Here is a 14,998-nt window from a genome sequence, read left to right as displayed (position 1 = left end):
TGAGGGGGTCAATTACCTAATTTTCAGGGAAAAAGTCCCTGAATTTCCCCCTGATCACTCCCATATCTGGTACTTTTTGAGGGGAAAAAAGTCCAAAAGTCTTATCCAACAAGGTTTTTAGATTTATTCAGCAAGCCCTATCTAGCTGTGAATATCCCTTGATTACATTAATCGCTCGGTAAAGAGGAATTTTTGGAAAATGGACGATATGCTTAAAGTTCCAACTGACAATCATGGTACATCCAGCAACACTTGCTAAAGCAACATGAAGCGCATCTAACATTGATTTCTGAGTCACCACACCATAATCAATATAAGCTTGCCTCAGTTGTAAAGCAGATTCAGTAATTTCAACTAACTCTGTATAGGTTATAACCTCTGCAAAAAAATTGTCGAACCTTCTCAGGAGCAGGTTCAATTTCTCTTAAAACAACTGAAGAAGTTATCAGTTTTAGTTTACCTCCTCTAACTAGCTCAAAAAAAGTTAGGCTTTCCTCTCGGAATTCATCATCAAAAACACCACCAAATACTGATGTATCTGCATAAACTCTAATCATTATAATTTCTCTATCTCGCTTTTTTATTCTATCATGATAGTTGATGGGTTTGACCTAACCCCCCTAACTCCTCTTCCCTGGGAGGGAAGGGGGGAATAACGAACCAGGTTTGTTGTTGCGCTCTCTTCGCTAAATCTTTCTCCTCTCTCCTTGTAGGAGAGGGTCTAGGGGAGAGGTCAATAATTAAGAAACCAAGGTGATCGCACTATTTGGCAACGATCAAGTATAATTAAGATAACAATGTTACTTAGAAAACAAAGTGAAGTTTGAATCTTCAATTAGGATAACTCATGCAACTCGAAGACTATTTTAATTTTCTTGCCCCTAACGATATCCGACTAAAAGAAACCCGCATCGGTATTGAAACCATTTTATACGATTTTATTTACCAAGCGAGAACTCCCGAAGAAATTGCCAATACTTATCCGTCTTTAACCCTAGAACAGGTATATGCGACGATTCTTTATTATCTTCATGAAAAAGAAAAAGTGAGTCAATACATCACCGACTGGCTAGAATGGGGAAGAAAAATGCGAGAAGAACAGCAAAAAAATCCTCCGCCTTCGGTTGAACGACTGAGAAAATTGAAAGCTGAAATAACAGCCAAACAGCAAGCTAATGACACTGAAATATTTAATTGATGAAAATGTTAATTCGGTGTATCCTCAACAATTGCGTCGCCGAGAACCAGAAATCATTGTTCGAGTAGTTGGTGAACCAGATACACCAAAATTAGGTACATTAGATGCAGAAATTTTGATTTGGTGTGAGGTAATGGGTTTTATTTTAGTGACAGATAATCGTGCCTCTATGCCCGTTCATTTAATAGCTCACTTCAGGCAAAATCGTCATGTTCCTGGAATTTTTATTCTCAATCAAGATTTAAGTGTTGGTGATAATTTGTTAGAATTAATTGTAATTGCTAAAGGCTCTTTTGACAATGAATATGAAAACCAAATTATTCATTTACCGTTAACCTGATCAAATTGAAATAATCTTATTAAAATAACTAAGAATCCCAATTCACGATCGCTACGAACCCGGTTTGATGAGGAGATTTTCGTTGCTGTGGCTGATATTTTGAGGATTGGGATTGAGGAGGTGCGGGGTTTGCTGGAGGGTTAGGATGGGTTTTGGGCGTAGGGATTGTTTGGGCGCAGGGTGCGTGTTTGCGGCTATCAATTCAGTTAACGTAAGTCTTAATTAAGGTGGTAAATATGGTTCAAATTTTACAAGCAAAAGAAGTCACTCTCAGAGATTTAATTAATCATTTTCAACTAGAGTTTATAGAAGATGAGCATTTTTTTGGGGAATGGCAGCAAGACCTAGAAGCAATCTCTGAACAAGAAAAAGAATTGTTAGATAAAATCAAAACAGGTTATTTTAACTTATTAAATTATCCTCCCTTTTTGGAAACTTCGGTGAGGATGACGGTTTTAGACCCATTATTATTTATTGGTAACTTTTATCTATTTCCCTTTCAGATTAAAGCAGAAGAGTCCGTTGAAATTATTACAGAAGATCAAGATTTAATAATTAAAGGAAGGTTAGATACTTTAATTCTAAAAGAGCAATTATGGGTAATGATTATTGAATCAAAACGGGTTATTTATTCTGTTGAAGTAGGTTTACCGCAATTATTAGCTTATTTAATGGTCAATCCTCATCCAAACCGTCCTAATTATGGAATGTTGACCAATGGTTCCGAGTTTTTATTTGTTAAATTATTATGGGACGGTAAACCTTTATACGGAACCTCTCGTTTATTTGCCATGAGAAATCCGGGGGATTTATATGAAGTTCTCAAAATCCTGAAACATCTCTGTCAACTAATTTGAGTATGGAGATAAGTAGCTGGTTACAATTAAATTAAAAATGGATTTTAGGTTCGATCCCCCCCGCCCCCCTTGATAAGGGGGGTGCCGATCCCCCCTTAATCCCCCCTTGATAAGGGGGGTATCTGATGATTTTTAACGCCTACCTACTTAATCAGTACCTACAGAATCATTACTCTCCTATTTCCCTCTGTTGTATAATTTGCTCTGCAAGGAACAAATCAGTAGGCATAAATAAAAATTATCAGGATTTTTTCGGCTTTTCTTGACTATTTCAGCCTTATTTGTCCTAACAAGCTCAAGAATACGAGAGTTTTTCTCTAGAATTGCCCGGCCTGAGAGGGGAATGGTAAAGTTAGATAAGAAAATTAAAGATGGTGTGATTAAAGTGAAATTTGCTGCTAGTACCTATTTTTCCCTGCTGCGTCATTGTGCCGTTCCTTTGCTGTCGATCGCCACTTTTACGCCAATTCTCCTAACTTATTTAGCCAAGGAAAAACCAGAAACCCCGCAACCGCAGGCAAATCTAGAGACTGCTGCCTCCCCTGCTCCTATTATCCCATCTCCGATCGCACCCTTAACCGCACCATCGCCGAAACTATCCCCCTCTCCCCAATCTTCCCCCTTGGCACCGAAAAAATTAGCGCCATCGGTTCAAACTTCCCCTAATACTTCCCCTAATACTGCCCCCGCTGCCGCAGCCAAACCGGTAACTAGACAACCTTTAGCGGTTCCCGCTAATTATACGCCGCCGGTCCTAGAAATTCGCGTGGCGATTAAAAGGGATGTGGCCAGTGTTTTGATTGGAGTTAACGGGCCGGCGGTGATCACCGATCGCCAAGGTCGTGGTTTAAAAACGATTGCCACTAACGAGGGTTTACCAGTCATTCCAGGTGCCAATGGCTTAAAAATGGGCGATTTATCGCTGCCAGAGGTGATTTTTGTGCAGCCCACCAGTGCCGATGGTTTAGTTTATGTGGATGATAGTTGGTATCGGGGCAAAGTGCTGCTTGTTGCTCAAGGCGATCGCTTGTTAGTGGTTAATCATGTTAATTTAGAGGCCTATCTCTATAGTGTAGTGGGTAGTGAAATGCACTCCACTGCGCCAATGCACGCTTTAAAGGCACAAGCGATCGCCGCCCGTTCCTACGCCCTAGTACACATGATCCGCCCCGCTAATGCTTGGTTTCATCTGGGCAATACCCAGCGCTGGCAGGTATATAAAGGCATTCGCTCGGAGTATCAATCGACTCACCAGGCGGTTAATGCCACTGCTGGGCAGATTCTCAGCTATAAAGGGGGTGTAGTCGAGTCTCTTTATGCCGCCACCGATGAAATTGTCGCTTGGGCCCACGGTGGTCGCGGTATGAGTCAAACTGGAGCTTATAAATTAGCGGAAAAAGGCCTAGATTATCAACAAATTCTCGGTAATTATTATCCCGGAGTTGGTTTAGCCCGTCTAGTTCTACAAAATTAGATTGATAGGCTTTCTCGACTGAAAACTCAAATCTGATCACTGATAACTGATCACTGATAACTGAAATGCCGACCATAGCAGATTTCTAGTAACTGTATTACAATAAACTTTCAAAATGCTATAGCAGTAAATCTCTCTATGAATAGCCCCTTTCTTGACTACCTCAACGGTCCCAAGCATCCCGTCCTCGTCTTTGATGGAGCGATGGGAACTTCCCTACAAAGCCAAAATCTGACGGCCGAGGACTTTGGTGGGGCAGAATATGAAGGTTGTAACGAGTATCTTGTCCATACTAAACCTAGCGCCGTAGCGAAAGTCCACGAAGCCTTTTTAGCAGTGGGTGCGGATGTGATTGAAACCGACACCTTTGGGGGAACCTCGATAGTTTTAGCCGAGTACGATTTAGCCGATCAAGCCTATTATCTCAACAAAACCGCCGCCGAACTGGCCAAGGCTTGCGCTAATAAATACTCTACCCCCGAAAAACCCCGTTTTGTGGCGGGTTCCATGGGGCCGGGGACAAAACTGCCCACTTTGGGTCATATTGACTTTGATACGCTCAAAAATGCCTATGTGGAACAGGTAGAGGGTCTGTACGATGGCGGGGCAGATTTATTATTAGTAGAAACCTGTCAGGATGTCCTGCAAATTAAAGCGGCTTTAAATGCTATTGAAGAAGTATTTCAGCAAAAAGGTCAACGATTGCCCCTCATGGTTTCGGTGACGATGGAAACCATGGGAACGATGTTAGTAGGAACGGAAATTAACGCCGTTGTCTCTATTTTACAACCCTATAAAATCGATATTTTGGGACTTAACTGCGCCACTGGTCCCGATTTAATGAAACCCCATATTAAATATCTCTCGGAAAATTCCCCTTTTATTGTTTCTTGTATTCCTAACGCTGGTTTACCGGAAAATGTCGGCGGTCAAGCGCACTATCGCCTCACTCCCGTAGAATTAAAAATGGCTTTAATGCACTTTATCGAAGATTTGGGAGTACAAATTATCGGCGGTTGTTGTGGTACTCGTCCCGACCATATTCAAGCTTTAGCGGAACTAAGTCAGGGTTTAACTCCGAAATCTCGTCATTATCATTATGAACCCTCCGCCGCTTCTATTTATAGTACCCAACCCTATATTCAAGATAATTCTTTCCTTATTGTCGGGGAAAAATTAAACGCCAGTGGTTCTAAAAAATGTCGGGAACTTCTCAATGTTGAAGACTGGGATAGTTTAGTATCGATGGCGAAAGCTCAGGTAAAAGAAGGAGCGCATATTCTCGATGTCAACGTCGATTATGTGGGCCGGGATGGGGTGCGCGATATGCACCAATTAGCCTCTCGTTTAGTTAATAATGTCACCCTACCTTTAATGTTAGATTCCACCGAATGGGAAAAAATGGAAGCGGGGTTAAAAGTAGCGGGGGGTAAATGTATCCTCAACTCTACTAACTACGAAGACGGGGAATCGCGTTTTTATCAAGTCTTGGATTTAGCGAAAAAATACGGCGCGGGGGTAGTAATTGGAACCATTGATGAAGAAGGAATGGGACGCACTGCCGAGAAAAAATTCCAGATAGCTAAACGGGCCTATTATGGGGCGATAGAATACGGAATTCCTCCCTACGAAATCTTTTTTGATCCTCTAGCTTTACCGATTTCTACTGGTATCGAAGAAGACCGAGAAAATGGCAAGGCTACTATCGAAGCAATGGGCCGAATTCGCCAAGAACTGCCCGAATGTCACATTCTTTTAGGTGTGTCTAATATCTCCTTTGGGTTGAATCCGGCAGCGCGTCAGGTATTAAATTCCGTCTTCCTTCACGAAGCGATGCAGGTGGGTATGGATGGGGCAATCGTCAGCGCTAATAAGATTCTTCCTTTGGCAAAAATTGAACCAGAATATCAGCAAATTTGTCGAGATTTAATCTATGATAATCGTCGTTTTGATGGCGATATATGTGTTTATGATCCCCTAACCAAATTAACCGAATTATTTGCGGGTAAAACTACTAAAAAAGACCCCTCTAGTAATGCTAATTTACCTGTGGAGGAACGCTTAAAACAGCATATTATTGATGGGGAAAGATTGGGACTGGAAGAAGCTTTAAAGCAAGCTTTACAGGACTATCCACCCCTAGATATTATTAATATTTTCCTCCTGGATGGGATGAAGGTAGTGGGTGAGTTATTTGGTTCAGGACAAATGCAGTTACCTTTTGTTCTCCAATCTGCCCAAACTATGAAAGCAGCCGTTGCCTTTTTAGAACCCTTTATGGAGAAAAAAGAGGGGGATAATAATGCCAAAGGGACTTTTATTATCGCAACGGTTAAAGGGGATGTTCACGATATCGGTAAAAATCTAGTTGATATTATCTTGACCAATAACGGCTATAAGGTGATTAACTTGGGTATTAAACAACCAGTAGAAAATATCATCGAAGCCTACAAAGAACATAAGGCCGATTGTATCGCTATGAGCGGTTTATTGGTGAAATCGACGGCTTTTATGAAGGAAAATCTAGAGGTTTTTAATGAAAAAGGAATCACTGTTCCTGTGATCCTTGGCGGGGCAGCTTTAACTCCCAAATTTGTCCATGATGACTGCCAAAAAACCTACAAGGGACAGGTTATCTATGGTAAAGATGCCTTTTCTGACCTGCATTTTATGGATAAATTAATGCCCGCTAAAGCTGGGGGTCAATGGGATGATAGTAAAGGCTTTTTAGGGGAGTTTGCCGAGGCAGAAAAACCCCCGGTTGTTGCCGAAGAATTAAAGGTTAATCCCGATACTATTTTTACCGATGGAACCCTAGACAAAGAATTAGTTATTGATACCCGTCGGTCCGAAGCGGTGGCAGTTGATATTCCCCGACCAACACCGCCCTTCTGGGGTACTAAAATATTAACAGCAGCAGAAATTCCCATCGAGGAGGTTTTCTGGTATTTAGATCTACAAGCTTTATTTGTCGGTCAATGGCAATTCCGCAAACCACAAAGCCAATCGAAGCAAGAATACGACCAGTTTTTACAGGAAAAAGTTCATCCAATTCTAGCAGCATGGAAAGAGAAAATTGTCAAGGAAAATTTACTAAACCCCACATTAATTTATGGTTATTTTCCCTGTCAGTCGTCCGGTAATTCCCTCTTAATTTACGATCCCGAATCGATACAAGCGGGCGAAAAACCCGAAAATCTGCAACCGATCGCCATTTTTGAGTTTCCTCGCCAGAAATCCGGTCGTCGTCTTTGTATTGCTGACTTTTTCGCCCCGCAGGAATCCGGTATCATCGACGTTTTCCCGATGCAAGCGGTGACAGTGGGGGAAATCGCCACGGAATACGCTAAATCTCTCTTTGATGCCAACGAATATACCGAATACCTCTATTATCACGGCATGGCTGTGCAAACCGCCGAAGCCATGGCTGAATGGACCCACACCCGCATCCGTCGCGAGTTAGGTTTCGCAGAGTTCGATCCCGATAATATCCGCGATATACTGCAACAGCGTTACCGGGGTTCTCGCTATAGTTTCGGCTATCCCGCTTGTCCCAATATTCAGGACCAATACAAGCAACTAGATCTGTTAGGAGGCGATCGCATTGGGATGTCTATGGACGAAAGCGAACAATTGTACCCAGAACAATCCACCACCGCCATTATCACCTATCACCCCACCGCTAAATACTTTAGTACCTAGGGTTTGCTGAAAAAGTTTGTTGGTGGGGTTAGGAGTCGGTCGTCAGGAGTCGGTCGTCAGGAGTCGGTCGTCAGGAGTCGGGAGTCAGGAGTCAGGAGTCAGGATTCAGGAGACAGGATTCAGGAGACAGGAGACAGGAGACAGGAGATAGGAGATAGGAGATAGGAGATAGGAGTCAGGAGACTATTTTTATTTGTTTTCCCTGCTCCCTTCTCCCCACTCCCCACTTCATAATTCATAATTTATAATTCCCGCTCCCCACTCCCTACACCCCACACCCCACACCCCACACCCCCATTCATAATTCATAATTCATAATTCATAATTTCCACTTCCCCACACCCTACTTCCCCACTTCCCCACACCCCACACCCTACACCCCACACCCTACACCCCACACCCCACACCCCACACCCTTCTCCCCCACCCTGTCCCAGTTTTTTAGAGAAAGTATCCGAGAAAAACCCGATCTTTTTTGCACAAGTTAGAAAAATTGTGTTATACTGGCAAATCTGTGAAGGTTTTTCGATAGGGAGTATTGAAAAAAAAATGACCAAACTGGGAACCCATTTGATTGTCGATGCTTGGCAAGTACCTGCTGACCTCCTCAACGATCCCGAGCGCATTCGTCGCGCTATCCTCGATGGAATTACGGCAGGAGAAGCAACGCTGATCGATTTGTGTGTCCACCAGTTCAGTCCCCACGGAGTTACCGCGACGGCGACTTTAGCTGAATCTCATATCGCGATCCACACCTGGCCTGAACACGGCTATTTCGCCGCCGATTTATTCTTCTGTGGTGCGGGTAAACCCGTGGTTGCCATGGAAATTTTGACCAAATCCCTGCAAGCAGGTGAGATTAAAGTCCGGGAACTAACCAGAGGATTCCCCAGTTCTGGGGCAGTTTATGAAAGCAAAAAGGAAGAACCCCTGAAGTCTTCCCTAGTTATGGCCTAATTTCTAGCGCCGGCCTCGATAATAAGTTAGCAGCACTGGTGATCGCCTAAACTGAAATCGTGATCAGGATAACCCTTGTTTTTATCCTTGCCATCTTTCCCTCTCTCGTTAGTCTCTGGTTAATTAACCGATCCCAACAGAGATTAAGCAACCGTTTGAGAGGGATTCGCTATCGTCACGAATACAGCCCGGTGATGGCCAGTGATTTTTTGTCAATTCCTCTAGAGACAGAAAATAAACCGGCCTTGATCGGTGATCTTAGTTGTCGTTTTAATGCCTATTCCCCCCATTTGCGTTGTGCGGTTAATCCCACCGGTCCCTGTGAAGGTTGTCGGCAGTACGAAGCTAAAACTGGCACAGTGTAAGCGGCTTGAGCTTCCAAACAGTTCCCTATTTGCTATCCTTAAAAATTATCGCTATCGCAATTGAGGAGTGTGGGAATAATGGCGTTCAAACGAAATTTGACCCTCTTAATCATCGGATTAGGATTAACTTGTTTACCCGTATATCCGGCCCAAGCTAACCAAATCAGCACTGTCACCCCGAATACGGCGGCCAATCAAACTCTCGCTACCCATCTGGTCCTGAAACTGAAAGAGAGAAAAGTTTACATTTATCAAGATAGTAAAGTTTTAGCACAATTTACCGTCGCCGTCGGCAAAAAAGGCTGGGAAACCCCCACCGGTAAATTTGAGGTGCGGGAATTAGTTCGCAATCCCGTCTGGAAAAGTCCCTGGACGGGAAAAGTCAGCACCCCCGGTCCCAATAGTCCCCTAGGGGAAAGATGGATCGGTTTTTGGAGTGACGGCAAAAATTCCATCGGTTTTCATGGCACCCCCGCGGAAAATTCCCTCGGTAGCGCCGCTTCCCATGGTTGTGTGCGGATGCGGAATCGGGATGTGAAAGTGTTGTTTGATTTAGTCCGCATGGGAACCCCCGTCATCGTTCAACCTTAATTCCGGCAGATAATTTTTTAAGATGGGCAGGTCTTCCGGACGATCAATATCGGCTAATTTAGGCAGATAAGCGGTTTTTAAAGCCAGTTTAGCGGCGATTGTCTGAGTTTTTGCCAAGACTTCCCCCGTACCCCAGGGAATACCGTCAAAAAGCTCTGGAAAGACCTGTTTTAAAGCAATTAGGTAGTATCCTCCATCTAACGCCGGCCCTAAAACCATATCGTGGGTTTTTAGGGCTTCAAAGGCTGCTAAAATCTCTTTTTCCCCGATTTCTGGGCAATCTGTGCCAATAATAGCGATCGCTGTCATCCCTTGGGCAAAACCATCGGCAAAAGCATTTTGCATCTTTTCTCCTAAGTCTTTTCCCCGTTGAGAATGATAGGAATAATGCACACCTAACCAAGTACGCATTTTTTCCTCGCTGCCGCCATGATAGTAAATGATCAGAGAGAGAAAATTCTTCAAACCCGCTAATTTACCGAGAGTATATTCGGCCAGTTTTCGGTGCAATTCTTCGGCTCCCTTGGCTGCTAAGGCCGGAATCATACGGGTTTTTACTTTCCCCAATTCCGGATAACGGGTAAAAATAATCAGTTGTTGTCTCCAGTCCACGAGTAATTGCGACGATGATATTAATTAAGTAGGGAGGCAAAATTATTTGTAGGATGGGTTAGCGGTAGCGTAACCCATGCAGGCGTTGGGTTTCATGCTTCAACCCAACCTACGTTCATCTTATATTTAATTCCACCCACCCACTTATTAGTTTTAGCCTACTGTCAATAGAAGGCAGCAAACCCAATAAAACGGGCTTTATTGGCTTAGTATAGATTATTTTAGTTGGTTATCTAATTCTGTGTTGGGTTTCGTTCCTCAACCCAACCTTGTATCTTGAGAAGTAGGCAACCCGTCCCAACCTAGGTAAAAAATACCGCTTTGTAGCTTGGGTGCCTATATTCTGAAAAAGGGCGTGGACATCCAGTTCAACCGAGGTGCTTGACACCGTTGGGTAGCCACCGGAGCCACGCCGTCATCCCGATGAGACAAGCTCGAACAATCGCTGGAGGATTAACCTCGTATTCGCAAGGACGAGTTACCAAAGGGACAAAATAACTTAACCCCAGCATAAACGATGACAGAAGAAAAAACATGGGTAGGGATCGATGTCAGTAAAGAGGTTCTAGATATCTACGTGTTGCCGCAAGGTCTGACCTTGCAACAACCCAACAGCGACGTTGGCGTTCAATCGCTGATTGAACAATTACATCCTCTCTCACCGAGTTTGGTGGTGGTGGAATCGACGGGTGGATTAGAGCGCGCACTCGTATCGGGCTTACAAGCCGCCACAATACCGGTAGCGATCGCCAACCCCCGCAAGGTCAAAGGGTTTGCGACGGCATTGGGGAAAGCAAAAACGGACAAATTGGACGCACAGGTAATCGCTCAATTCGCACGAGCCGTGCAACCCCAACCCCAACCCGTGGTTGCCCCCCAAGCCCAACAATTGAGCGACCTAGTACGACGACGACAGCAGTTGGTGGAGATGCAGGTGGCGGAGAAAAACCGCCTCAGTCGTGCGTCTGAGACGGTGCAACTAGATATCAAAGCCCATATTGAGGAAATCCAACAGCGTATTGAAAGCCTCAACGAGCAGATTCAGTCCCTCGCCCAACAGCAAGCCGATTGGCAACGCAAAAATGAAATCTTACAATCCGTTAAAGGGATCGGCAAAGTTTCATCTGCCCTATGTTTGGCGGAATTACCCGAGATGGGAACACTCTGGCGAAAAACAGATTGCCCGGCTGGTCGGGGTCGCTCCTATCAACCACGATAGTGGCCAGCACAAGGGTAAACGCATGATTTCGGGGGGACGCACCTCGGTTCGCTGTGGCTTGTACATGGCCACATTGGTAGCCATTCGTCATAACCCGGTGATTCGGAAGTTCTACGAACGGTTGTTGACCAATGGCAAGTTGAAAAAGGTGGCCTTAGTTGCCTGTATGAGGAAATTGCTGGTTATCCTCAATGCCATGATTCGTGATAATAAATGCTGGCAAGCACCCGCTTAGTCCAGTTTTCCGAACAATTTCATCGCTGACAAAACGGATGACTGGTGCCGTTACTTTGTCTTGCCTATTTGGGGTACAAAAGATTTTCTTTATTCCCCTTGACTTTTAAGACAATCGCTACGTTCATCTTATATTTAATTCCACCCACCCACTTATTAGTTTTAGCCTACTGTCGATAGGAGGCAGGAAAGCTAATAAAACAGGCTTTATTGGCTTAGTATAGATTATTTTAGTTGGTTATCTAATTCTGTGTTGGGTTTCGTTCCTCAACCCAACCTACAAAAGCGGCGATCGCTTGATTGAGTCGAAACCTTTTTCCTAGCGGCATTTCAGACTTTTTCAACCAACCCTGATTAGCTAGGGACTAGGTTTTTTGGGTGAGTTTAAACAGGATAAACCAGCATCTTTAGCAGTAGGATACTTGATTGGGACAAAAGCAAAATCTGAACTTAGTGTCCGACACTCCACAATGTGAACAAATTCTACGGAGGGATTTTGGGGATCGTCATTTTCATTAAGTTTCTTGCGATCGCCATTTTCATCGAATTGAATTGTCCCAGTTGCACCTTTAGTGACAAGAAAATCAAGAGACTTTAATTGTTCAAGGATATTAATTCGTGTGGGAGTATTTGCCTTTTCTAGAGCTTTTGTTAGAGCAAGAGTTGCATCATAGGATAGGGCCGTTATTGCATTAACAGAAGTTGTAGTCCATAAAATTTTGGCATCCTTAAGAAAATCCTGGTTAGGACTGGTTAAAGAATCCCAAGGAACCGCAATAACAAACTTTTGAAAAGGTTGTAGGTTGTCAATTTGTTCTAAGGTACGAGAACTACGAAGCCCCCATGATCCGATAACCCAATTTTGACTATTATTAAGTTTTATAAGTCTAATTGCATCGCCTTGAGCATCGCCAATTGCTTTTGGGAATAGTACAAGCCCTATTTCTTCTGTTATTTTTCCTTGTCTTTTTCGTAACTCTTGGATGGCTTCTTCTGCCTTAAAATTATTTCCGAGATCAAATTCATCTAATTTTACTACAGTTCCAGAGAATGGAGGGCGTGTAAAAATAGTTTTAAAACTATTAAAAAAAGATTCACTAAATGGACTTCCTTCACTATAAAAGCCCACCACTTTTTTAATAGACTTTTCTTGCAAAAATTTTGCAATGGCAGGAGATTGTTGATCGCTGGAAAAAACAGTTCGCAGGAAATTTTTTCTGGGGTATTTAGTAAGCTCGCTAGTCGTTGATCCGGGAGAAATCAAAACTAAATTATTTTGATTATAAATATCCACCGTTGCTAGAGTCATTTCACTGGGATAGTGACCAACAACCCCTAAAATTTCAGGACGCTGGGAAAGAGATGATGCTGTCTTTTTGGCTAGTAATTCGTCATTTTCATCATTAGTAATGACAACTTTTAATCCCTTACCATTAATCGCTTTTTTATTGATAAAATCTTGATCTGGAAAATACTTGAGGAATGGATCATTGTCATTTAAAAGTCCCAGATTAATTTTTGTTTGTAATTGCGCTACTCCTCGTAACATTTCTTTTGCTCGACTATCACCATCATCATCATTAAAGTCACTTTGATTTTTGGGAATACTAACAGCAACAGCAATCGTGTAATATTGCATTTTATTGGCTTCTAGTAAAGCATTATTTAAGTAAATTAATGTTTCTGCATCTAGCCTATCCTGTTGCCATGCGTCCTTAAATCTTAACAGAGCTTTTTGATAATCACACTGTGCAAAATATTCTGTACCTTTCTTCTTGTTAAACGATTGAGAGTAATTAAGAACTTCTTCTCCTTCACTAATAAAGTCGCCCGTTTGTTTTGGACAATCAGATGGAATTAATGGAGTAATAATATTATGGCGATTAATGGCAATTAAACTTACAACTGCTATTAATGGTATTCCTATGCTAACTGGCAGATTTAATTTGAAATTTTGGGGCTTTAAAGTTTTTATAAAATGCAAAATTTGGGCGATTTTTGCAGAAGAAGAAGTGATTGGTGGAATCGTCGGAATAATGGGATAAACCTCATTTTGCACTTCTTCTTCAATCACCTGAATATCCTCATCCCTCAGCCCGTAACGGCTTTGTAACTCTTTTAGTCTCCTTCTGTTTCCTTCTGTTATTGAAATAGAATCAGCTAATAATTCTCTAAAAGTTGCTTTGTACTCTGTTAGATTTTGTAATCTTTTTCTGAATGGCGCAAGATTCTCTTGTTCAATAATATCTGCCTCCTGTAATGATAAATCTAATTCGTTTCTTAGTTCATTTAGGCAGTTTCTTTCTACACGATTAAAATTTTCTTTACATATATTTTCCTTGCTCCATTCATCTAGAATTTCTCTAACCTTCTCACGATAAATAAATATAGGATTAGTGGCAGCAAGAGGAGATTTGGCTAAATAAATAGTATCCTCTCCTTCAAGAGAAAGATAAAATCTGGGAGTCATTGCCGGGGCAGCTTCCTTTACTCGTTCGCTGGCATACTCATGCAATTCATTAACAGAAATTAATTGATCACCATCCTTATCTGCTGCACCAGTTTCAATTCCTTCAACTAGATATTTTGTATAGATGGACAAATCTTTATCTTCCGACTCAAAAGAATATTCAATCGGACTAGAAGAGGTTAAAATCGCCCTTCCTCTACCTCCTAATTCCTCTTGAATGTCTTGAATGTTAAGTTCCCCTTTGTTTAGCATTCCCTGAACTAATGCTCCGCTAAAACAGCAGTCGAGAATAATCATCTGCCTTTGGGAACGACTATTGTTCATATACTTATTAAGTTTACTTGCGGCTAAAATTGTTGAGATACGAAGCTCTCCATTCTGATCACGCTCAGTGTCTCTTGCACTTAGGTAAAATTCAGCCGTTTGATCTTTAAGACCATGTCCAGAAAAATATAAAAGAACTAAGTCGTCTCTCTGGCGATTAGTAAATAAATCCTCGACTGCTCTTTCCATACTCCTTTGGTCTGGGTTAGACAACACTGTAACCTGATCAAAGGCTCCCATGTCCGGATGCTCTAATACTCGGCGCATTGCTTCAACGTCTAGAATGGCACTAGAAATTGGGCGCAATCCTTCGGAATACTCGCTCACACCAATTAACAAAGCAAATTTTGCCATAATACCTTCTTTAACCTGAGATAAAGTCTTGAGCCGCTTTAATAGCCATTTCCAATTCTTCTCGACTGTGAGCCTTAACCGTCAACTTGCGACCATTGGCCTCTACCGACAATTCTATCGGTTTACCTCCCAGGCGATCGCCCAGAAACCCTAACAGTTTTGGCTCTTCGTTACTTGTTATGGTTCGATAGGGGGCATAAATCGACTAAATCCTTATCTGGCAAAAGACTTAATTGATTAGTTCGCTCTAGATAAAAAACAATTGACAAAAATCGCTAAATGCCTTTCTATATAAGGGTTC

Annotated in this window: 13 protein-coding genes and 1 pseudogene; 10 read left to right on the top strand and 4 right to left on the bottom strand. The window is 42.5% G+C overall.

Translation table 11 applies throughout. From position 1 onward, the window contains the following. Window positions 1-127: 127 nt before the first annotated feature. The gene (locus tag O9332_RS20500; protein WP_288027166.1) at window positions 128-418 is read right to left on the bottom strand and encodes a PIN domain-containing protein; all 291 of its coding nucleotides are present in this window, start codon (window positions 416-418) and stop codon (window positions 128-130) included. A 429-nt stretch (window positions 419-847) separates the two neighbouring features. On the opposite strand from O9332_RS20500, the gene O9332_RS20495 reads away from it, so the two are divergent. The 9 genes from O9332_RS20495 to O9332_RS20455 all read left to right on the top strand — a co-directional run bounded on the left by O9332_RS20495 (window position 848) and on the right by O9332_RS20455 (window position 9,484). Then, window positions 848-1,198, top strand: a complete 351-nt coding sequence (locus O9332_RS20495; RefSeq protein ID WP_002798844.1) for a DUF433 domain-containing protein — start codon at window positions 848-850, stop codon at window positions 1,196-1,198. Further along, window positions 1,176-1,538 (top strand): DUF5615 family PIN-like protein, encoded by a 363-nt coding sequence (locus O9332_RS20490; RefSeq protein WP_288027164.1) that lies wholly within the window; start codon window positions 1,176-1,178, stop codon window positions 1,536-1,538. The genes O9332_RS20495 and O9332_RS20490 overlap by 23 nt, the downstream gene beginning before the upstream one ends. 236 nt (window positions 1,539-1,774) lie before the next feature. After that, window positions 1,775-2,395, top strand: a complete 621-nt coding sequence (locus O9332_RS20485) for a type I restriction endonuclease (RefSeq protein ID WP_287693992.1) — start codon at window positions 1,775-1,777, stop codon at window positions 2,393-2,395. 343 nt (window positions 2,396-2,738) lie between these two features. Continuing rightward, the gene (locus O9332_RS20480) at window positions 2,739-3,869 is read left to right on the top strand and encodes a SpoIID/LytB domain-containing protein (protein WP_004266831.1); all 1,131 of its coding nucleotides are present in this window, start codon (window positions 2,739-2,741) and stop codon (window positions 3,867-3,869) included. Window positions 3,870-4,007: 138 nt separating this feature from the next. Further along, window positions 4,008-7,571, top strand: a complete 3,564-nt coding sequence (gene metH, locus O9332_RS20475) for a methionine synthase (protein WP_288027162.1) — start codon at window positions 4,008-4,010, stop codon at window positions 7,569-7,571. Window positions 7,572-7,574: 3 nt separating this feature from the next. Continuing rightward, window positions 7,575-7,736: a hypothetical protein gene (locus O9332_RS20470; RefSeq protein ID WP_288027160.1), complete on the top strand. Its 162-nt coding sequence runs from the start codon at window positions 7,575-7,577 to the stop codon at window positions 7,734-7,736. A 384-nt stretch (window positions 7,737-8,120) separates the two neighbouring features. Further along, complete coding sequence (speD, locus tag O9332_RS20465; protein WP_002735723.1) at window positions 8,121-8,528, top strand: adenosylmethionine decarboxylase; 408 nt, start codon at window positions 8,121-8,123, stop codon at window positions 8,526-8,528. A gap of 59 nt (window positions 8,529-8,587) precedes the next feature. Beyond that, window positions 8,588-8,893 (top strand): DUF6464 family protein, encoded by a 306-nt coding sequence (locus tag O9332_RS20460; protein ID WP_288027158.1) that lies wholly within the window; start codon window positions 8,588-8,590, stop codon window positions 8,891-8,893. Between the two features lie 78 nt (window positions 8,894-8,971). After that, window positions 8,972-9,484 carry a L,D-transpeptidase gene (locus tag O9332_RS20455; protein ID WP_002759526.1) on the top strand — a complete coding sequence of 171 codons (513 nt, stop codon included), beginning with the start codon at window positions 8,972-8,974 and terminating at the stop codon, window positions 9,482-9,484. Here the strand turns inward: O9332_RS20455 and O9332_RS20450 are convergent. Both O9332_RS20450 and O9332_RS20445 read right to left on the bottom strand, forming a co-directional pair. Continuing rightward, a complete protein-coding gene (locus tag O9332_RS20450; RefSeq protein WP_288027156.1) occupies window positions 9,446-10,096 on the bottom strand; it encodes a TIGR04282 family arsenosugar biosynthesis glycosyltransferase in 651 nt (216 codons plus the stop codon). The two genes, O9332_RS20455 and O9332_RS20450, sit on opposite strands and share 39 nt — an antisense overlap. Before the next feature lie 368 nt (window positions 10,097-10,464). Continuing rightward, window positions 10,465-10,608, bottom strand: a complete 144-nt coding sequence (locus tag O9332_RS20445; RefSeq protein WP_164516978.1) for a hypothetical protein — start codon at window positions 10,606-10,608, stop codon at window positions 10,465-10,467. A 5-nt stretch (window positions 10,609-10,613) separates the two neighbouring features. Between O9332_RS20445 and O9332_RS20440 the strand changes: the two are divergent. After that, window positions 10,614-11,550, top strand: a pseudogene (locus O9332_RS20440) (IS110-like element ISMae40 family transposase). Between the two features lie 357 nt (window positions 11,551-11,907). On the opposite strand, the gene O9332_RS20435 reads toward O9332_RS20440, so the two are convergent. Beyond that, window positions 11,908-14,697 (bottom strand): caspase, EACC1-associated type, encoded by a 2,790-nt coding sequence (locus tag O9332_RS20435; RefSeq protein ID WP_288027153.1) that lies wholly within the window; start codon window positions 14,695-14,697, stop codon window positions 11,908-11,910. Window positions 14,698-14,998: the final 301 nt, after the last annotated feature.

It is taken from the genome of Microcystis sp. LE19-10.1B (assembly GCF_027530565.1).
GTDB lineage: Bacteria > Cyanobacteriota > Cyanobacteriia > Cyanobacteriales > Microcystaceae > Microcystis > Microcystis aeruginosa.
This window is presented reverse-complemented; position numbering and strand designations above follow the sequence as displayed.

Bases quoted from the DNA above. Each gene is read 5' to 3' on its own strand.
- O9332_RS20495 (WP_002798844.1), top strand. From the start codon at position 848: ATGCAACTCGAAGACTATTTTAATTTTCTTGCCCCTAACGATATCCGA.
- O9332_RS20490 (WP_288027164.1), top strand. From the start codon at position 1,176: ATGACACTGAAATATTTAATTGATGAAAATGTTAATTCGGTGTATCCT.
- O9332_RS20485 (WP_287693992.1), top strand. From the start codon at position 1,775: ATGGTTCAAATTTTACAAGCAAAAGAAGTCACTCTCAGAGATTTAATT.
- O9332_RS20480 (WP_004266831.1), top strand. From the start codon at position 2,739: ATGGTAAAGTTAGATAAGAAAATTAAAGATGGTGTGATTAAAGTGAAA.
- metH (WP_288027162.1), top strand. From the start codon at position 4,008: ATGAATAGCCCCTTTCTTGACTACCTCAACGGTCCCAAGCATCCCGTC.
- speD (WP_002735723.1), top strand. From the start codon at position 8,121: ATGACCAAACTGGGAACCCATTTGATTGTCGATGCTTGGCAAGTACCT.
- O9332_RS20455 (WP_002759526.1), top strand. From the start codon at position 8,972: ATGGCGTTCAAACGAAATTTGACCCTCTTAATCATCGGATTAGGATTA.
- O9332_RS20445 (WP_164516978.1), bottom strand. From the start codon at position 10,608: ATGCTGGGGTTAAGTTATTTTGTCCCTTTGGTAACTCGTCCTTGCGAA.
- O9332_RS20435 (WP_288027153.1), bottom strand. From the start codon at position 14,697: ATGGCAAAATTTGCTTTGTTAATTGGTGTGAGCGAGTATTCCGAAGGA.